Source organism: Acinetobacter sp. CE-15, from assembly GCF_051059255.1.
Taxonomy (GTDB): Bacteria; Pseudomonadota; Gammaproteobacteria; order Pseudomonadales; family Moraxellaceae; genus Acinetobacter; species Acinetobacter guillouiae.
Window position 1 is genome coordinate 1,769,883 of record NZ_CP192737.1, and the last position, 21,365, is coordinate 1,791,247.

Annotated in this window: 7 protein-coding genes; 5 read left to right on the forward strand and 2 right to left on the reverse strand. The window is 43.7% G+C overall.

The window, feature by feature from the left end; translation table 11 throughout:
- Window positions 1–21 precede the first annotated feature (21 nt).
- The 4 genes from ACQ7EO_RS08180 to ACQ7EO_RS08195 all read left to right on the forward strand — a co-directional run bounded on the left by ACQ7EO_RS08180 (window position 22) and on the right by ACQ7EO_RS08195 (window position 17,191).
- Window positions 22–14,898, forward strand: a complete 14,877-nt coding sequence (locus ACQ7EO_RS08180; RefSeq protein WP_434279367.1) for a BapA/Bap/LapF family large adhesin — start codon at window positions 22–24, stop codon at window positions 14,896–14,898.
- 115 nt (window positions 14,899–15,013) lie between these two features.
- A complete protein-coding gene (locus tag ACQ7EO_RS08185; protein ID WP_434279368.1) occupies window positions 15,014–15,610 on the forward strand; it encodes an IMPACT family protein in 597 nt (198 codons plus the stop codon).
- Complete coding sequence (locus ACQ7EO_RS08190; RefSeq protein ID WP_096734469.1) at window positions 15,603–16,220, forward strand: acyltransferase; 618 nt, start codon at window positions 15,603–15,605, stop codon at window positions 16,218–16,220. Before ACQ7EO_RS08185 ends, ACQ7EO_RS08190 begins: the two co-directional genes overlap by 8 nt.
- A gap of 128 nt (window positions 16,221–16,348) precedes the next feature.
- Window positions 16,349–17,191, forward strand: coding sequence for a universal stress protein (locus ACQ7EO_RS08195; RefSeq protein WP_004719212.1), 843 nt, complete (start codon window positions 16,349–16,351; stop codon window positions 17,189–17,191).
- A gap of 382 nt (window positions 17,192–17,573) precedes the next feature.
- Here the strand turns inward: ACQ7EO_RS08195 and ACQ7EO_RS08200 are convergent, their stop codons facing one another.
- The gene (locus ACQ7EO_RS08200) at window positions 17,574–18,239 is read right to left on the reverse strand and encodes an O-methyltransferase (protein ID WP_004822576.1); all 666 of its coding nucleotides are present in this window, start codon (window positions 18,237–18,239) and stop codon (window positions 17,574–17,576) included.
- Between the two features lie 199 nt (window positions 18,240–18,438).
- Window positions 18,439–19,491 carry a Rieske 2Fe-2S domain-containing protein gene (locus tag ACQ7EO_RS08205; RefSeq protein WP_434279369.1) on the reverse strand — a complete coding sequence of 351 codons (1,053 nt, stop codon included), beginning with the start codon at window positions 19,489–19,491 and terminating at the stop codon, window positions 18,439–18,441.
- 857 nt (window positions 19,492–20,348) lie between these two features.
- Here ACQ7EO_RS08205 and ACQ7EO_RS08210 point away from each other — a divergent pair.
- On the forward strand, window positions 20,349–21,356 hold the full coding sequence (locus ACQ7EO_RS08210; RefSeq protein ID WP_004822573.1) for a substrate-binding domain-containing protein: 1,008 nt from the start codon (window positions 20,349–20,351) through the stop codon (window positions 21,354–21,356).
- Window positions 21,357–21,365 lie beyond the last annotated feature (9 nt).

The window sequence follows — 21,365 nt, forward strand, 5'->3', positions numbered from 1 at the left end:
TTATAAGACGGAAAAAATATTATGAAAAACATCACTATTTATGAAAAAGGAACAGCTAAGGTTCTCACTCAAGATTTAGTTAATAAACACTACTCAGTGTATAAAGTAAATCTTGATAGCGCAGAAATAGCCAAGATTGTAAAAGTTAATAATAATTTGGAGGTTTATTTAAAAAATGGAGAAAAAGTTGTTATTGATGATTTCTTTATTGGTGAAAAACCAAAAGAATTTACAATAGAAACTGCAGATGGAAAGCATTATTTACTTAACTTTCTTGAATTTGATGCAACTGGCACTGTAACTAAAATTGATTATTTAGGGATTACCGATTTTCAAGAGTATTTAGTTGGCCATCATAGTGCTGTACCTGCATGGGCATGGGTTGCAGCTGCAGCTGGGGCGATCGGAATTGCAGCAGCATCAGGGGGAAGTGGTGGTTCAAGCCATTCAGGAAGTGGTGATAAAACAGGACCAAAACTAAGCTATGATATTTTAGATAATCAGAAAATTAAAATCACTGCAGATGAAGCAAGTAAAATTACAATAGTCGATGCGAGTGGTAAAACAATTGGATCAGGACAACTAAATCAAGCAGGTGCGCTTGAAATTAATTTAACAAGACCTTTGGTTGATAATGAAAAAATTACTATTACAGCAACGGATAATGCAGGGAATAAAACAACTGAAACAATAAATGTGGGTGATGTTACAAAACCTGAAGTCGAAATAAATATTATTGATAATGATACTATTCAGGTCAATTCAAATGAACCTGGTAGTAAAGTTATAATTAAAAATGAAGCAGGACAAATAATTGCTGAGGGTGTAATTGGTCCTGATGGAAAATTAATAGTTGATTTAAATACGCCTTTAACTGACGGCAGTAAGATTATTGTTGACGTTATTGATGCCGCAGGGAATCAAACAGAAAAAGTAATTACAGTAGGTGATGTAACACCGCCAATTATTAGTACAACTATTCAAGATGCGACCCATATTCAAGTCACTTCAAATGAAGCTGGTCAAGTTAAAATCACGGATGGTCAAGGTAATGTAATTGGTACAGGTACAATTACAGGTAATAACACGGTTGATAATATTCAGTTAACACGACCACTTACAGACGGTGAAACTATTAAGGTTACTGTGACAGATGGTGCTGGTAATCCAAAAACAGTTGAAATTACAGCAGGTGATGTAACTGCACCAGTGATCACTACAACCATTCAAGACGCAACTCATGTTGAAGTTACTTCAAATGAAACGGGTCAAGTTAAAATCACGGATGGTCATGGTAATGTAATTGGTACAGGGACAATCACCGGTAATAACACGGTTGATAATGTTCAATTAACACGACCACTTACAGACGGTGAAACTATTACGGTCACTGTGACAGATGGTGCAGGTAATCCAAAAACAGTTGAAATTACAGCAGGTGATGTCACAAATCCACAATTTCAATCTGCGCATGTGGATAGTTCAGGAACACAATTAACCCTGACCTATAGTGAAGCATTGGATAGTGCTAACTTACCTCCATCGAGCAGTTTTTCGGTTAATGTGGGTGGTCAACTTGTTAATGTGACAGGTATATCAGTCAATGGTAATGTCGTGATATTGACTCTCGGTACACCAGTGACAGCTGGTCAGACCGTTACTGTGGGTTATACCGACCCAACCACGGGCAATGATCCAAATGCGATTCAAGATACAGCAGGCAATGATGCAGCAACACTTCCACCGACAGCGGTAGACAATGGTTCAACTGTGCCTGGTGGAGATACCACAGCGCCGACCTTTGTCAGTGCAACGTTAGATACAGCAGGCACATCGCTCACCTTGACCTATAGTGAAGCGCTAGACTCAGCAAACTTACCGCCATTAAACAGTTTCGTGGTAACCGCAGATGGTCAGGTGGTACCTGTAACAGGTGTTACCGTGAATGGCTCTAGTGTGGTGTTGACCCTGGGCGCACCAGTGACTTTAGGTCAAGCGGTGACGGTGGGTTATACCGATCCAACCACGGGTAATGATCCAAATGCGATTCAAGATACAGCAGGCAATGATGCAGCAACACTTCCACCGACAGCGGTAGACAATGGTTCAACTGTGCCTAGTGGAGATACCACAGCGCCGACCTTTGTCAGTGCCACAGTGGATCTATCGGGTACTACATTGACCCTGACCTATAATGAAGCGCTTGATCCATTACATCCACCAGTTGCAGGCGACTTTGCAGTGACTGCAGATGGTCAGCTTGTCCCTGTAACGGGTGTTGTGGTGGTGGGCAATAACGTGGTGTTAACCTTGGGTGCACCAGTGACTTTAGGTCAAGCGGTGACCGTGGGTTATACCGATCCAACCACGGCTAATGATCCAAATGCGATTCAAGATACAGCAGGCAATGATGCAGCAACACTTCCACCGACAGCGGTAGACAATGGTTCAACTGTGCCTAGTGGAGATACCACAGCGCCGACCTTTGTCAGTGCCACAGTGGATCTATCGGGTACTACATTGACCCTGACCTATAATGAAGCGCTTGATCCATTACATCCACCAGTTGCAGGCGACTTTGCAGTGACTGCAGATGGTCAGCTTGTCCCTGTAACGGGTGTTGTGGTGGTGGGCAATAACGTGGTGTTAACCTTGGGTGCACCAGTGACTTTAGGTCAAGCGGTGACCGTGGGTTATACCGATCCAACTACGGGTAATGATCCAAATGCGATCCAAGATGCAGCTGGCAATGATGCGGCAACCCTACCAGCAACAGCGGTAGACAATGGTTCGATTATTCCTGGTGGCGATACTACAGCACCGACCTTTGTCAGTGCCACAGTGGATCTATCGGGTACTACATTGACCCTGACCTATAATGAAGCGCTTGATCCATTACATCCACCAGTTGCAGGCGACTTTGCAGTGACTGCAGATGGTCAGCTTGTCCCTGTAACGGGTGTTGTGGTGGTGGGCAATAACGTGGTGTTAACCTTGGGTGCACCAGTGACTTTAGGTCAAGCGGTGACCGTGGGTTATACCGATCCAACTACGGGCAATGATCCAAATGCGATCCAAGATGCAGCTGGCAATGATGCGGCAACACTTCCACCGACAGCGGTAGACAATGGTTCGATTATTCCTGGTGGCGATACCACAGCACCGACCTTTGTCAGTGCCACAGTGGATCTATCAGGGACTACATTGACCCTGACCTATAATGAAGCGCTTGATCCATTACATCCACCAGTTGCAGGCGACTTTGCAGTGACTGCAGATGGTCAGCTTGTGGCTGTCACCGGTGTTGTGGTGGTGGGCAATAACGTGGTGTTAACCTTGGGTGCACCAGTGACTTTAGGTCAAGCGGTGACCGTGGGTTATACCGATCCAACTACGGGTAATGATCCAAATGCGATCCAAGATGCAGCTGGCAATGATGCGGCAACCCTACCAGCAACAGCGGTAGACAATGGTTCGATTATTCCTGGTGGCGATACTACAGCACCGACCTTTGTCAGTGCCACAGTGGATCTATCAGGGACTACATTGACCCTGACCTATAATGAAGCGCTTGATCCATTACATCCACCAGTTGCAGGCGACTTCGCAGTGACTGCAGATGGTCAGCTTGTCCCTGTAACGGGTGTTGTGGTGGTGGGCAATAACGTGGTGTTAACCTTGGGTGCACCAGTGACTTTAGGTCAAGCGGTGACCGTGGGTTATACCGATCCAACCACGGCTAATGATCCAAATGCGATCCAAGATGCAGCTGGCAATGATGCGGCAACACTTCCACCGACAGCGGTAGACAATGGTTCGATTATTCCTGGTGGCGATACCACAGCACCGACCTTTGTCAGTGCCACAGTGGATCTATCAGGGACTACATTGACCCTGACCTATAATGAAGCGCTTGATCCATTACATCCACCAGTTGCAGGCGACTTTGCAGTGACTGCAGATGGTCAGCTTGTCCCTGTAACGGGTGTTGTGGTGGTGGGCAATAACGTGGTGTTAACCTTGGGTGCACCAGTGACTTTAGGTCAAGCGGTGACCGTGGGTTATACCGATCCAACTACGGGTAATGATCCAAATGCGATCCAAGATGCAGCTGGCAATGATGCAGCAACCCTACCAGCAACAGCGGTAGACAATGGTTCGATTATTCCTGGTGGCGATACTACAGCACCGACCTTTGTCAGTGCCACAGTGGATCTATCGGGTACTACATTGACCCTGACCTATAATGAAGCGCTTGATCCATTACATCCACCAGTTGCAGGCGACTTTGCAGTGACTGCAGATGGTCAGCTTGTCCCTGTAACGGGTGTTGTGGTGGTGGGCAATAACGTGGTGTTAACCTTGGGTGCACCAGTGACTTTAGGTCAAGCGGTGACCGTGGGTTATACCGATCCAACCACGGCTAATGATCCAAATGCGATCCAAGATGCAGCTGGCAATGATGCAGCAACCCTACCAGCAACAGCGGTAGACAATGGTTCGATTATTCCTGGTGGCGATACTACAGCACCGACCTTTGTCAGTGCCACAGTGGATCTATCGGGTACTACATTGACCCTGACCTATAATGAAGCGCTTGATCCATTACATCCACCAGTTGCAGGCGACTTTGCAGTGACTGCAGATGGTCAGCTTGTCCCTGTAACGGGTGTTGTGGTGGTGGGCAATAACGTGGTGTTAACCTTGGGTGCACCAGTGACTTTAGGTCAAGCGGTGACCGTGGGTTATACCGATCCAACTACGGGTAATGATCCAAATGCGATCCAAGATGCAGCTGGCAATGATGCGGCAACCCTACCAGCAACAGCGGTAGACAATGGTTCGATTATTCCTGGTGGCGATACTACAGCACCGACCTTTGTCAGTGCCACAGTGGATCTATCGGGTACTACATTGACCCTGACCTATAATGAAGCGCTTGATCCATTACATCCACCAGTTGCAGGCGACTTTGCAGTGACTGCAGATGGTCAGCTTGTCCCTGTAACGGGTGTTGTGGTGGTGGGCAATAACGTGGTGTTAACCTTGGGTGCACCAGTGACTTTAGGTCAAGCGGTGACCGTGGGTTATACCGATCCAACTACGGGTAATGATCCAAATGCGATCCAAGATGCAGCTGGCAATGATGCGGCAACCCTACCAGCAACAGCGGTAGACAATGGTTCGATTATTCCTGGTGGCGATACTACAGCACCGACCTTTGTCAGTGCCACAGTGGATCTATCGGGTACTACATTGACCCTGACCTATAATGAAGCGCTTGATCCATTACATCCACCAGTTGCAGGCGACTTTGCAGTGACTGCAGATGGTCAGCTTGTCCCTGTAACGGGTGTTGTGGTGGTGGGCAATAACGTGGTGTTAACCTTGGGTGCACCAGTGACTTTAGGTCAAGCGGTGACCGTGGGTTATACCGATCCAACCACGGCTAATGATCCAAATGCGATCCAAGATGCAGCTGGCAATGATGCGGCAACACTTCCACCGACAGCGGTAGACAATGGTTCGATTATTCCTGGTGGCGATACCACAGCACCGACCTTTGTCAGTGCCACAGTGGATCTATCGGGTACTACATTGACCCTGACCTATAATGAAGCGCTTGATCCATTACATCCACCAGTTGCAGGCGACTTTGCAGTGACTGCAGATGGTCAGCTTGTGGCTGTCACCGGTGTTGTGGTGGTGGGCAATAACGTGGTGTTAACCTTGGGTGCACCAGTGACTTTAGGTCAAGCGGTGACCGTGGGTTATACCGATCCAACTACGGGCAATGATCCAAATGCGATCCAAGATGCAGCTGGCAATGATGCGGCAACCCTACCAGCAACAGCGGTAGACAATGGTTCGATTATTCCTGGTGGCGATACCACAGCACCGACCTTTGTCAGTGCCACAGTGGATCTATCAGGGACTACATTGACCCTGACCTATAATGAAGCGCTTGATCCATTACATCCACCAGTTGCAGGCGACTTTGCAGTGACTGCAGATGGTCAGCTTGTGGCTGTCACCGGTGTTGTGGTGGTGGGCAATAACGTGGTGTTAACCTTGGGTGCACCAGTGACTTTAGGTCAAGCGGTGACCGTGGGTTATACCGATCCAACTACGGGCAATGATCCAAATGCGATCCAAGATGCAGCTGGCAATGATGCGGCAACACTTCCACCGACAGCGGTAGACAATGGTTCGATTATTCCTGGTGGCGATACCACAGCACCGACCTTTGTCAGTGCCACAGTGGATCTATCAGGGACTACATTGACCCTGACCTATAATGAAGCGCTTGATCCATTACATCCACCAGTTGCAGGCGACTTTGCAGTGACTGCAGATGGTCAGCTTGTGGCTGTCACCGGTGTTGTGGTGGTGGGCAATAACGTGGTGTTAACCTTGGGTGCACCAGTGACTTTAGGTCAAGCGGTGACCGTGGGTTATACCGATCCAACTACGGGCAATGATCCAAATGCGATCCAAGATGCAGCTGGCAATGATGCAGCAACACTTCCACCGACAGCGGTAGACAATGGTTCAACTGTGCCTAGTGGAGATACCACAGCGCCGACCTTTGTCAGTGCCACAGTGGATCTATCGGGTACTACATTGACCCTGACCTATAATGAAGCGCTTGATCCATTACATCCACCAGTTGCAGGCGACTTTGCAGTGACTGCAGATGGTCAGCTTGTCCCTGTAACGGGTGTTGTGGTGGTGGGCAATAACGTGGTGTTAACCTTGGGTGCACCAGTGACTTTAGGTCAAGCGGTGACCGTGGGTTATACCGATCCAACTACGGGCAATGATCCAAATGCGATCCAAGATGCAGCTGGCAATGATGCGGCAACCCTACCAGCAACAGCGGTAGACAATGGTTCGATTATTCCTGGTGGCGATACTACAGCACCGACCTTTGTCAGTGCCACAGTGGATCTATCGGGTACTACATTGACCCTGACCTATAATGAAGCGCTTGATCCATTACATCCACCAGTTGCAGGCGACTTTGCAGTGACTGCAGATGGTCAGCTTGTCCCTGTAACGGGTGTTGTGGTGGTGGGCAATAACGTGGTGTTAACCTTGGGTGCACCAGTGACTTTAGGTCAAGCGGTGACCGTGGGTTATACCGATCCAACTACGGGCAATGATCCAAATGCGATCCAAGATGCAGCTGGCAATGATGCGGCAACACTTCCACCGACAGCGGTAGACAATGGTTCGATTATTCCTGGTGGCGATACCACAGCACCGACCTTTGTCAGTGCCACAGTGGATCTATCAGGGACTACATTGACCCTGACCTATAATGAAGCGCTTGATCCATTACATCCACCAGTTGCAGGCGACTTTGCAGTGACTGCAGATGGTCAGCTTGTGGCTGTCACCGGTGTTGTGGTGGTGGGCAATAACGTGGTGTTAACCTTGGGTGCACCAGTGACTTTAGGTCAAGCGGTGACCGTGGGTTATACCGATCCAACTACGGGTAATGATCCAAATGCGATCCAAGATGCAGCTGGCAATGATGCGGCAACCCTACCAGCAACAGCGGTAGACAATGGTTCGATTATTCCTGGTGGCGATACTACAGCACCGACCTTTGTCAGTGCCACAGTGGATCTATCAGGGACTACATTGACCCTGACCTATAATGAAGCGCTTGATCCATTACATCCACCAGTTGCAGGCGACTTCGCAGTGACTGCAGATGGTCAGCTTGTCCCTGTAACGGGTGTTGTGGTGGTGGGCAATAACGTGGTGTTAACCTTGGGTGCACCAGTGACTTTAGGTCAAGCGGTGACCGTGGGTTATACCGATCCAACCACGGCTAATGATCCAAATGCGATCCAAGATGCAGCTGGCAATGATGCGGCAACACTTCCACCGACAGCGGTAGACAATGGTTCGATTATTCCTGGTGGCGATACCACAGCACCGACCTTTGTCAGTGCCACAGTGGATCTATCAGGGACTACATTGACCCTGACCTATAATGAAGCGCTTGATCCATTACATCCACCAGTTGCAGGCGACTTTGCAGTGACTGCAGATGGTCAGCTTGTCCCTGTAACGGGTGTTGTGGTGGTGGGCAATAACGTGGTGTTAACCTTGGGTGCACCAGTGACTTTAGGTCAAGCGGTGACCGTGGGTTATACCGATCCAACTACGGGTAATGATCCAAATGCGATCCAAGATGCAGCTGGCAATGATGCGGCAACCCTACCAGCAACAGCGGTAGACAATGGTTCGATTATTCCTGGTGGCGATACTACAGCACCGACCTTTGTCAGTGCCACAGTGGATCTATCGGGTACTACATTGACCCTGACCTATAATGAAGCGCTTGATCCATTACATCCACCAGTTGCAGGCGACTTTGCAGTGACTGCAGATGGTCAGCTTGTCCCTGTAACGGGTGTTGTGGTGGTGGGCAATAACGTGGTGTTAACCTTGGGTGCACCAGTGACTTTAGGTCAAGCGGTGACCGTGGGTTATACCGATCCAACTACGGGTAATGATCCAAATGCGATCCAAGATGCAGCTGGCAATGATGCGGCAACCCTACCAGCAACAGCGGTAGACAATGGTTCGATTATTCCTGGTGGCGATACTACAGCACCGACCTTTGTCAGTGCCACAGTGGATCTATCGGGTACTACATTGACCCTGACCTATAATGAAGCGCTTGATCCATTACATCCACCAGTTGCAGGCGACTTTGCAGTGACTGCAGATGGTCAGCTTGTCCCTGTAACGGGTGTTGTGGTGGTGGGCAATAACGTGGTGTTAACCTTGGGTGCACCAGTGACTTTAGGTCAAGCGGTGACCGTGGGTTATACCGATCCAACTACGGGCAATGATCCAAATGCGATCCAAGATGCAGCTGGCAATGATGCGGCAACACTTCCACCGACAGCGGTAGACAATGGTTCGATTATTCCTGGTGGCGATACCACAGCACCGACCTTTGTCAGTGCCACAGTGGATCTATCAGGGACTACATTGACCCTGACCTATAATGAAGCGCTTGATCCATTACATCCACCAGTTGCAGGCGACTTTGCAGTGACTGCAGATGGTCAGCTTGTGGCTGTCACCGGTGTTGTGGTGGTGGGCAATAACGTGGTGTTAACCTTGGGTGCACCAGTGACTTTAGGTCAAGCGGTGACCGTGGGTTATACCGATCCAACTACGGGTAATGATCCAAATGCGATCCAAGATGCAGCTGGCAATGATGCGGCAACCCTACCAGCAACAGCGGTAGACAATGGTTCGATTATTCCTGGTGGCGATACTACAGCACCGACCTTTGTCAGTGCCACAGTGGATCTATCAGGGACTACATTGACCCTGACCTATAATGAAGCGCTTGATCCATTACATCCACCAGTTGCAGGCGACTTCGCAGTGACTGCAGATGGTCAGCTTGTCCCTGTAACGGGTGTTGTGGTGGTGGGCAATAACGTGGTGTTAACCTTGGGTGCACCAGTGACTTTAGGTCAAGCGGTGACCGTGGGTTATACCGATCCAACCACGGGCAATGATCCAAATGCGATCCAAGATGCAGCTGGCAATGATGCGGCAACCCTACCAGCAACAGCGGTAGACAATGGTTCGATTATTCCTGGTGGCGATACCACAGCACCGACCTTTGTCAGTGCCACAGTGGATCTATCGGGTACTACATTGACCCTGACCTATAATGAAGCGCTTGATCCATTACATCCACCAGTTGCAGGCGACTTTGCAGTGACTGCAGATGGTCAGCTTGTCCCTGTAACGGGTGTTGTGGTGGTGGGCAATAACGTGGTGTTAACCTTGGGTGCACCAGTGACTTTAGGTCAAGCGGTGACCGTGGGTTATACCGATCCAACTACGGGTAATGATCCAAATGCGATCCAAGATGCAGCTGGCAATGATGCGGCAACCCTACCAGCAACAGCGGTAGACAATGGTTCGATTATTCCTGGTGGCGATACTACAGCACCGACCTTTGTCAGTGCCACAGTGGATCTATCGGGTACTACATTGACCCTGACCTATAATGAAGCGCTTGATCCATTACATCCACCAGTTGCAGGCGACTTTGCAGTGACTGCAGATGGTCAGCTTGTCCCTGTAACGGGTGTTGTGGTGGTGGGCAATAACGTGGTGTTAACCTTGGGTGCACCAGTGACTTTAGGTCAAGCGGTGACCGTGGGTTATACCGATCCAACTACGGGCAATGATCCAAATGCGATCCAAGATGCAGCTGGCAATGATGCGGCAACACTTCCACCGACAGCGGTAGACAATGGTTCGATTATTCCTGGTGGCGATACTACAGCACCGACCTTTGTCAGTGCCACAGTGGATCTATCGGGTACTACATTGACCCTGACCTATAATGAAGCGCTTGATCCATTACATCCACCAGTTGCAGGCGACTTTGCAGTGACTGCAGATGGTCAGCTTGTCCCTGTAACGGGTGTTGTGGTGGTGGGCAATAACGTGGTGTTAACCTTGGGTGCACCAGTGACTTTAGGTCAAGCGGTGACCGTGGGTTATACCGATCCAACTACGGGTAATGATCCAAATGCGATCCAAGATGCAGCTGGCAATGATGCGGCAACCCTACCAGCAACAGCGGTAGACAATGGTTCGATTATTCCTGGTGGCGATACTACAGCACCGACCTTTGTCAGTGCCACAGTGGATCTATCGGGTACTACATTGACCCTGACCTATAATGAAGCGCTTGATCCATTACATCCACCAGTTGCAGGCGACTTTGCAGTGACTGCAGATGGTCAGCTTGTCCCTGTAACGGGTGTTGTGGTGGTGGGCAATAACGTGGTGTTAACCTTGGGTGCACCAGTGACTTTAGGTCAAGCGGTGACCGTGGGTTATACCGATCCAACTACGGGTAATGATCCAAATGCGATCCAAGATGCAGCTGGCAATGATGCGGCAACCCTACCAGCAACAGCGGTAGACAATGGTTCGATTATTCCTGGTGGCGATACTACAGCACCGACCTTTGTCAGTGCCACAGTGGATCTATCGGGTACTACATTGACCCTGACCTATAATGAAGCGCTTGATCCATTACATCCACCAGTTGCAGGCGACTTTGCAGTGACTGCAGATGGTCAGCTTGTGGCTGTCACCGGTGTTGTGGTGGTGGGCAATAACGTGGTGTTAACCTTGGGTGCACCAGTGACTTTAGGTCAAGCGGTGACCGTGGGTTATACCGATCCAACTACGGGTAATGATCCAAATGCGATCCAAGATGCAGCTGGCAATGATGCGGCAACCCTACCAGCAACAGCGGTAGACAATGGTTCGATTATTCCTGGTGGCGATACTACAGCACCGACCTTTGTCAGTGCCACAGTGGATCTATCAGGGACTACATTGACCCTGACCTATAATGAAGCGCTTGATCCATTACATCCACCAGTTGCAGGCGACTTCGCAGTGACTGCAGATGGTCAGCTTGTCCCTGTAACGGGTGTTGTGGTGGTGGGCAATAACGTGGTGTTAACCTTGGGTGCACCAGTGACTTTAGGTCAAGCGGTGACCGTGGGTTATACCGATCCAACCACGGCTAATGATCCAAATGCGATTCAAGATACAGCAGGCAATGATGCAGCAACACTTCCACCGACAGCGGTAGACAATGGTTCAGTTGTTCTTCCGCCACTTAATGCTGTAAATGATGAGTTTGCATTAAATCTAGGTCAAGAAGTTCGTGAAAACCGTACAGAAGTTGCGGGTTCAGATATCGCAGTTGTTGATCTCTTAGGGAATAATGCTACTGGTCTAGATTTCTCAATTCCACAAACGACAGGAAGTGCAGGTAAGGCAACGACTGGTAATATTTCGGTCACAGTTTCGCAACAAGACCTGATTTCGGTCGGTGAGGCTGTTCAGATTGTTATTTATCAGCAAACCGCCAATGGACCAGTGGAGGTTGCACGTGGTAGTAGCCAAGGTGGAATTGTCACAGTTGGTGGTATTGGAATCATTGGTGTCGTGAATAGTAACGACTCAATTAAACTTGATTTCACTAATTTACCTGAAGGTAATTATACAGTTGCAGTTAAAGCAGATGATAGTGCTCTAACGACGTTACTCAAAGATGTTGCTATTAGTGACCTTGGAGGCGAAGGAGAAATTCTGGGGGCTTCAAATGCAGCAGCTATCGGAGTAGCAATTAATGCAGTACTTGGCCCAGTATTGGGTGCTCCAATTCTCGCTTTAGTCAATACAATCTTAATCCCTGTTAATACAATCGGTTTACCACTTTCAAGTGTAGTGAACCAGTTACTAGATGTATTACCAATTGGAGTAATTGATTATATTGTTAATGCTGCGGTTGCTCCTTTATTATCAAACTTATTAACGATTTATGAAAAAACAAATATTAGCGTAACGGGAACTGAAGAAGTTTTTGCTAACTATGCATTAACAGGCAATGTTTTTGCTGATAATGGCAATGGACAAGATGTAGTCAGTGGTGGTTCGATCATTGAAATAGATGGTGCGTCTGTTACACCAGGTACTGTTACGATTCAAGGAGAGTATGGAAGCCTTGAAATTAATACTCTAACAGGAGCCTTTACCTATACGGTGACAGCCGGAGAAGCAGCTCTTGGAAAAACTGAAATATTTGATTATAAGCTGTCGAATGGAACAACATCTGACACAGCTCAAATCATTATTAATATTGCAGGAACGCCAGCAGACCCAGGTGAATTAACACCACCAGATCATGTTGATCAGGTTGTTGCTCATGATGACCTTGCAACTGTTAAAAATTATCATGAATCCGCGGGTGATGATGTTGGTGTACATGGTCGAGCTTCACAATTATTGGGTGTAAATTTACTCGGATTAAATATCTCTTTAGGTAATACAGTACCATTTAATTTTGAAGTTGAAGAAAACAGCACGTCAAGTATTCATGTCAATGTAAGCGGTAGTGTTGTAAGTGCTGCGATAGGCGGTCTTATTGGTGCTTTATTAGGTACGGCAGATAAGTTTTTCAATGCTGTACTTGAACGTCAATATGTGGATGAAAATGGTGTAATACAAAAAGAACACTTCATCGTGGAGGATGCTGTAAAGCTAACGCCACCTGGATTGTTGGGCATTATCTTTAATTATTCTGGTCAGATTAATTTAGATAATTTGCCACCAGGCGTTTATACCATCGCACTGCAAGAGAAACCAACGGATTCTGGTTTATTACAACAAATCTTGAATTTATTGGATTCGACAGCATCTGCACAGTTATTTGGTGGTGTTGAATTAACCATGCAAGACCAAACCAATAAATATTTAGGTTCAAGTACCATAGAAGGAAATGTAATTACAAGTGTGGATGGTGCAGATGAAGTAAATACAACAACATTTGTCACTAAAGTGGCCAATGAAGTGGGGGATCCTGCAGTCACATTATCAGGTGCAAACACGGTTGTGGTTGGTGCTTACGGAACACTTTATATTTCTCCAAACGGACATTATAAATATGTAAGTAATGGTAATCCTGCGGATATTGGTAAGGTAGATACATTTACCTATACGATCAGGGACTTTAATGGTAGTGAAGCCTCTGCGCATTTGAATATCCGTATCGATGGTGATAACTCTGGCGTGGTTTGGGATAATACAAATCCTCAAAATGATGTTTCTCTTCCAGCCCCAATCATTCTAGACAATGCAGAGCATGTCGCTATCGGTGCTGTAACGAATGTGGTGCAAACAGTAAGTGCAGCTAATCAAGGTACATTTAATGTTACAGCTGGTATATTTGGTTTAGGTGGTAGTGGTACTTATACTGCGACAACATTTGATATTGCGAATACTGATACTTCAAAAGTACAAATTAAAGTTAATGTGCCAGCACTTTCAATTTCTGTATTGCCAACCTTTGTTTTAACAATCAAGAATGCAAGTGGTGTAATCGTCGGTACAAAAACAGGTACACCTTTACTCAATGCACTTGGAAGTTCATTAACTGTAGATATTGATAATTTACCACCAGGTAAATATACAATCGAAGCATCTGCATCAGGTAATACAGGTCTTGGATTTACTGCTACAGTGAGCTTAGCGCAAGATATTACTCACTATAATGAAATTGGCCCAGTAACCGCAGCTCCAATTATTGGCAACATGTTGACAGATGATACTTATAATCCATCTTATGCAAAATTCAGTATTGATACGGGGAGTGGCCACTTTGTTGAAGTGGGATATAACGGCGTAACTGTACAAGGTGAATATGGCAGTCTGTTTGTTAAAAGTGATGGAAGCTATGTGTATACACCGAGTGCAGGCGTAATTGGTCGTCAAGAAGTATTCGATTACAAACTCTCTGTTTTTGGTCAAGATCATATAGCATCTCTTACAGTAACTGTTGATGCAATAACGACTGGTGATGCTCTACGTAATACACTGATTAGTGGTGAACTGAATGATACCTTTACAGGTCATGCTGGTTCAGATGTACTTGTATATCATGTATTGGAAAGTGCAAGTGCAAGTGGTGGAAATGGTGTTGATCATTGGACAGACTTCCATTCTGGAAATGTGAACACTGATACGAATGCAGACATCATTGATATTTCTGATTTACTGATTGGTTTTAACAGTGCAAATATCACAGCTGATTTAACAGCATCGGCAAACTATTTGAAAAACTATCTTGGTGTAAGAGTTGATGGTAATAATGTCACACTCACCCTAGATCGTGATGGTGCAGGAACTACGTACACTGGCAAAACTGATTTACTCCAATTGGATAATTTGGCGCAATCAGGTGCTGCATTTAACGGCAAAACTGAAGATGATATCTTGAAACTCTTGCTTCAAAATCATCAGCTTGTCCTGTAACTTAGTGAATGAATAGAAAAAAACCCTAAGTTCGCTTAGGGTTTTTTATTGTCCAATGTATTTTAAAAGCACGTTATAATGGCAATATATTGAGTTTGAATGTTTTATTTTCATTATGGTTTATACACTTGTATCCGAAACGATTTTTGAGGAAGATATTAAAAAGAGTCGATTTCAAGCCATTGCAGCGCCTGTTGAAAATGAACAGCAAGTTAAAATGTTTCTGGAAAAACATTTAGATCTAACAACAACACATCAATGTTGGGCATGGAAAATAGGTCATAATGTTCGTTTTAATGACGATGGTGAACCTTCAGGTACAGCAGGTCGCCCGATCCTTGCGACCATTGAGGGCAATGATTTAACCAATGCAATTGTATTGGTCAATCGTTGGTATGGTGGCATCAAGTTGGGCACAGGTGGTTTAGTTCGTGCCTATGGTGGTTGTGCAGGGCAATGTCTGCTTTTGGCTGAAAAAATAGAACTAATTGAAAAGAAGAAAATTTATTTTCAATGCCAATTTAGCGAATGGTCAATTTTTCAGTATGAATTGAATACTCAAGACATTGAATATACAGAACAATATACTACTGAGGGGGTTGAAGTTGAAGCATTATTACAAATACATCAAATTGATCCAATTAAGTTAAAAATTCAAGATGTAACGCGCGGGCGTGAGCAACTTAAATTGTTGGAAGACGTTGATGATTGAACAAGACCCATTATTGAAATATCGTGAACAACATAAGCATCGCTTAAATTATATGCCGTGGCTGTATTATTCACTTAAACCGAAAAATCGAGTTTGGGCTGAGCAGTGGCAGCAGCAGTATCAAGCGTATTTGATGGCAATGGAAACTGTTGAAATAGGTCAAAATTGTTTTATTTCACCATTGGCGCATATTTTTGCTGAGCCTGGTCGGAAAATTGTCATTGGGGATAATACTTTTATTGCGGCAGATTGTACCTTGCATGGACCGTTAGAGATTGGTAATGAAGTCGCGATCAATCATCATTGTATTTTAGATGGGGGCAAAGTCGGTATTAAATTGCATGATCAAGTCCGAATAGCTGCCTATTGTCATCTTTATGCTTTTGATCATGGGATGGATTTGAATATTCCGGTTTATCAACAAGCTGTGACTTCCAAAGGCATTGAAATTGGTCAGGACGTCTGGTTGGGCGCGCATGTTGGTGTGAAAGATGGTGTAAAAATTGCTTCACATGCGGTGATTGGAATGAATAGTATGGTCACTAAAAATGTAGCTGAACGAGAAATTGTGGCAGGGAACCCAGCGCGTTTTATTCGTTATCGTGAATGAACGCACAGTTTGTACAAATACATAATTAAATTATGGAATTAATTACATAAAGTTGTCCAAACTTATAAAAACTTATGCTAATTTAAAATAATATAGACCCAAAGCTGTAAAGCTAAAGCGAGGTTAAAATGAACAGAGTAGTGGCTTGTATTGACTCTTCTCCGTGCATCAATGCATTGGCAGAAGCAGCCGCATGGATTGCTCAAAAAACTGGTCGTGAACTGGTTTTATTGCAAGTATTGGATTATTACCCTGCAAGTTATCATTTAGGGGAAATTAGTGGGGTAATTGGCTTTGAAAGTAATGCGATGTTACTTAAAGAGCTGGCTGAACTTGAACAAAAGCAAAGTGAGTTAGCACTGGATTACAGTAACAATTTACTCAAGCATATTTCTGAAATGATTCAAGAAAAATACAATATCACACCAATTCAAATTCAAGCCAAAGGTGATTTTCTCGAACAAAGCTTCAATGAATTGACTGAAGATGATATCGCTGTCATCGGTCGAGTGGGTGAGCGTTCAGCTGAGAAGAATAAAATATTGGGCAGTAATGTTGAAAACTTTATTCGTGGAACCAAAAGTACCGTATTAACTGTTGGGCAAACATTTAAACCACCTACACGGTTTATTTTTGCTTATGAGCTTTCAGAAACATGTCAAAAAATGCTAAAACGTGTTGAAAAAAGTGATTTGCTTAAACTTTTACAATGCCATTTACTCTATGTCGGTGATCATCCTGAAATTCTCAATGAGCCTGCGCAACGTTTAAAAGATGCAGGTTTAGATGTGGTGGTAGAGTACCGTTATGGTGATGTTGCTGAAAATATTTTGGATTATCAAGATCAGCATCAAATTCAATTGATTGTTCTAGGTGCATTTAGTCATAGTAAAATTCATCAATTCTTTTTGGGTAGTGTAACGACCACTATTTTTAGAAACGCTGCAGTTCCATTGTTGGTCGCAAAATAAGTTTGATTTGAAGATAAAAGACAACGCGATTGAGCAATCGAGATTCAGTCAAATGACCGATCAAACAGAAGAGATGAAATGCCACAAATAATATGATTTGTGGCATTTTTTTTGATTAAAAAATTTGATAAAAATATTGCATTTTGAAATGCAAGCACTTTTTCATGAACCATGAATTTAACTGGTTGAAAATTAATCGACGATTAAAAGTGTTTTATTTTCATGTATTTATTAAAGCATTATTGAGTTATCCACAATTCTACAAACAAGTTCAGGGGATAACTCTAAGAGAATGATTGAAGCTACGATGGACTTATTAAAATTTTAGCTATAAAAAAAACTGCTATCTAAATAGCAGTTTTAAAAATTAAATCAGCATGCTTTATTTTACTATCGCAATAGCAAAACCATCATGTCCTTTGCTACCTACAGTTTGCAAAGCTGTACATGACAGAATTTTAGGATGGTTTTGCATGGCTTTATACATGTCACGGATCCCTTCAATACTTGGTTTCACATTGTCTGGGTCAAGAATGTCACCAGCACGAATCACGTTGTCCAAAACAATCACTGTACCTGAATGCGACAGGTTTAAGCTTAATTCTAAATATTCAGGATAGCTTTGTTTATCAGCATCGACAAAAATAAAGTCAAAAGGTTCTGTAGCTTCAGGCAACGCTTTTAAAATATCAGCTGCACGACCACACTTTAATTCAACGGTTTGTTTGAGCTTGGCCTGATCTATATTTTCTTGACCTAAAGCAGCATGCGTATCACGACCTTCAATCGTTAAAATATAGCCATCTTCAGGTAGCGCACGGGCTAACCACATGGTGCTATACGCTGCAAAAGTACCTAATTCTAAAACACGTTTGCACTTGTTCATTTGAATCAACATTTGCAATAACATGCCTTGATTTGCGGCAACAGCAAGGTGGTCTGGAAATCCTTTATCCTCAGTGTTTTTTAATGTTTGTATGAGGATTGGATCTTCAGGAATTAAATGTGATTCGATATAGGCATCGATGTCTGACCACATTTGTTGCATGTTATACCACCTAATTGGAGTCACTTCATTTATGTAATGTGCATTTTAATCTTTTAATCGAAGAGTGCAATTTTAATAGAAACTTTTGAGTTAAATTTAATCAACTGGAAAAAATATAAATATATAGAGCGATACATTCAGGTTTTATTGTTTTAAAGAAGCCTGATCAACTTCTATAAAACATGGTGATGAAACTGATTTATGCGGCGAATAATGGGCTAAATCCAATTTTCCTTAATAAACGGCGATACATACTTGAACTGCGATCAGCAGGGAAGTGCGCCTCAATGGATAAATCTAAAGGTAGATATTCTGGTTTTTGTGTCTCAACGATCAAACGGTCTTCTTCAAAGATTTTAAGGTTGTATTCGTAAGCATCTTCTATTGGTAAATCTTGATCATAGTTACGACAAATGGGGGCAAATAATCGAGTACTACGTGCTGTCATGGGCGAGGCAGCATTCATAATGACCTGTTTCGCTTGATTGGGGAAATGAATGGTTAATGTTGCGGTAAAAGGTAAATGAATTTCAAAATGGCGTAACCATTGAAAATCCGCTTGTCCTAATTGATCTAGACCAATTGGGTAACGACCCACACTACTGATATAATCAGCACTAAAACCATAGTCTGTTTCTTGTGTGGTGTAATCAGGCACTTCAGTATTTTCTGGATCACCAAAAGTTTCTGGATGTACCCATGCAAAATGAGCAACATCGATAAAGCCTTCCAATTGTCGACCAGCAAAGCATTTTAAATCGACTTGAGGACAAACCAGTTGTTGGTACGTGGTCTCATCCCAATGCGGCATGTTTGGAATATTGGCTATATCCTGTTTTTTTGCTAAAAGTGAACACCAGATTAATCCATAATGTTCAACAGCAGCATAGGTTTTTAGGTGGAAACGGTCCGAAATTTTATGATTCGGGTGTGCAGGTATACGATTACATTTTCCATTTTCACCAAAGCGTAAACCATGATAACGGCAAACGATACCTTGACCATCATTTGTTCCGATGCTTAAAGGAACACCGCGATGTGGGCAGGCATCTTTGGCAACAATGATTTCAGTATCTATTTTATAAATGACCAATGGCATATCCAGCAACATGGTTCCGAGTGGTTGCTCAGTAATATCTTTTGCTAATGCAATTGGATACCAATATTGGGCTAAGAGCTGCCAGTCATGTTCGGAGAAACTCATATGAACGGGGAGGTCTGGGTTAAAGTTGTTCAGTGTTTTGCTATTCATATTCAAATCTTTTAGGGAATGCTCATTTGAATATAAAACAATGCTGTGTTCTTTGAAATTTCAATTATTGTGTGGAATGATTAAGAAAAATAGAACACTTGATTGCATAGTAGGCATGCGCAGCGGCGATCATTTATATCTGCTTAGCTGTAATAATCTTTTAACATTTTTCCAAAATTTAATAAAAATGAGCTGACTACAATAAGTGCGATGGAGAAACTGCTGCAAAAGAAAATAATTTTTTGATAATTTAACCTGCAACTATTCATTAAAGGCAAATAGTAGACCTGATACATTGAACGTAAGGTTTGCATGGTTAATATAAATAAACTGATGAAGCTAAAACTAATGACAATATTTTGGATCAGATTGTATTGACTAATTTGTGCCAATAAAAAGTAAATAATCCAACAACTCATATAGATAATAAACGTGATCATGCTGGCTGAGGCTACCATTTTTAGAAAAGTTTCATGCCATTCTTTACGATTTAATCTGATCATTTAAATTGCTCTTTTTATTTATCTTAATGGTTTTTAGATGAGAAAATAAGGCTATCACGACATAGAGTGTCGCTTGAAATGGGTAAACCTCAATACAGCTTTTGTGACATACACATGAAATATTACAATTTGAATTGTAATATCCTCAAATTTAAAAAATAGAACACAGTTGATTACATATTGAATTTAAAAGATTTTTAATAAAATCAAATGTGAATTATCAAATATCATAAAAGCGTCATAAAGCTGTAACTTATTTGTCATATTTTAAAATCAAAATGCAGTTATCCGAAAAGTACGACACAACAAGAAGTGGTGTACTTCAAAATAGCAGTTTATTTAAGAGAGAAAAGAATGCGCATTAATCACATCGCACTTGCATTAGCAGTTTCAGGGGCAGCAGTAGCAGCAAACGCTCGTGATACCATCCAAATCGCTGGTTCTTCTACTGTACTTCCTTATGCGAGTATTGTTGCTGAAGAATTTGGTAATACTTTCCCTCAATTTAAAGCACCTGTAGTTGGCTCAGGCGGTAGTTCAGCTGGTCTTAAACAGTTCTGTTCAGGTGTAGGCGATAACACAATTGATATCGCAAATGCTTCACGTAAAATTAAAGATACTGAAATTGCAGCATGTAAAAAAGCTGGCGTAAATAAAATCCAAGAAATAAAAATCGGTTATGACGGTATCGTTTTTGCTTCAAATGCAAGCAAAGCAGCTTATAAATTACGTCCACAACATGTATTTGCAGCCCTAGCAGCTGAATTACCATCAAATGGTAAATTGGTACCAAACCCATATACACGTTGGAACCAAATTGATAAATCGCTTCCAAATGAGCCAATTACTTTAGTTGTTCCAGCTTCTAACCACGGTACACGTGAAGTGTTCCAAGAGAAAATGGTTGAAGCGGGTTGCGAAACTTACGATTACTTCAAAAAGTTAGACAAAGATGCACAGAAAAAAGCATGTTCTAACTTCCGTAAAGACGGTAAAGTAATTGAAATTGCTGGTGATTATACTGAAACTCTAGCACGTTTAAAAACATCTCCAAGTGCGGTAGGTGTATTTGGCTTAGGTTTCTATGACCAAAACAAAGATAAATTACGTGTTGCGACAGTGAACAACGTTGTTCCTTCTGAGCAAACTGTACTAAATGGTACTTACCCTGTATCTCGTCCTTTATACTTCTATGTTAAAGGTGAGCATTTACAGTCAATCAAAGGCTTAAAAGAATATACTGAATACTTCCTTAACAAGAAAGTATCTGGTAAAGGTTCTAAGCTAGACAAAGCTGGTTTGATTTCATTGTCTGACGCTGAACGTGCAAAAGTATTGGCTGGTTTTAAAGCTGGTAAATAATAAAACCGC

Coding starts and splice junctions, on each gene's coding strand:
- ACQ7EO_RS08180 (WP_434279367.1), top strand. CDS start 22: ATGAAAAACATCACTATTTATGAAAAAGGAACAGCTAAGGTTCTCACT.
- ACQ7EO_RS08185 (WP_434279368.1), top strand. CDS start 15,014: ATGGTTTATACACTTGTATCCGAAACGATTTTTGAGGAAGATATTAAA.
- ACQ7EO_RS08190 (WP_096734469.1), top strand. CDS start 15,603: ATGATTGAACAAGACCCATTATTGAAATATCGTGAACAACATAAGCAT.
- ACQ7EO_RS08195 (WP_004719212.1), top strand. CDS start 16,349: ATGAACAGAGTAGTGGCTTGTATTGACTCTTCTCCGTGCATCAATGCA.
- ACQ7EO_RS08200 (WP_004822576.1), bottom strand. CDS start 18,239: ATGCAACAAATGTGGTCAGACATCGATGCCTATATCGAATCACATTTA.
- ACQ7EO_RS08205 (WP_434279369.1), bottom strand. CDS start 19,491: ATGAATAGCAAAACACTGAACAACTTTAACCCAGACCTCCCCGTTCAT.
- ACQ7EO_RS08210 (WP_004822573.1), top strand. CDS start 20,349: ATGCGCATTAATCACATCGCACTTGCATTAGCAGTTTCAGGGGCAGCA.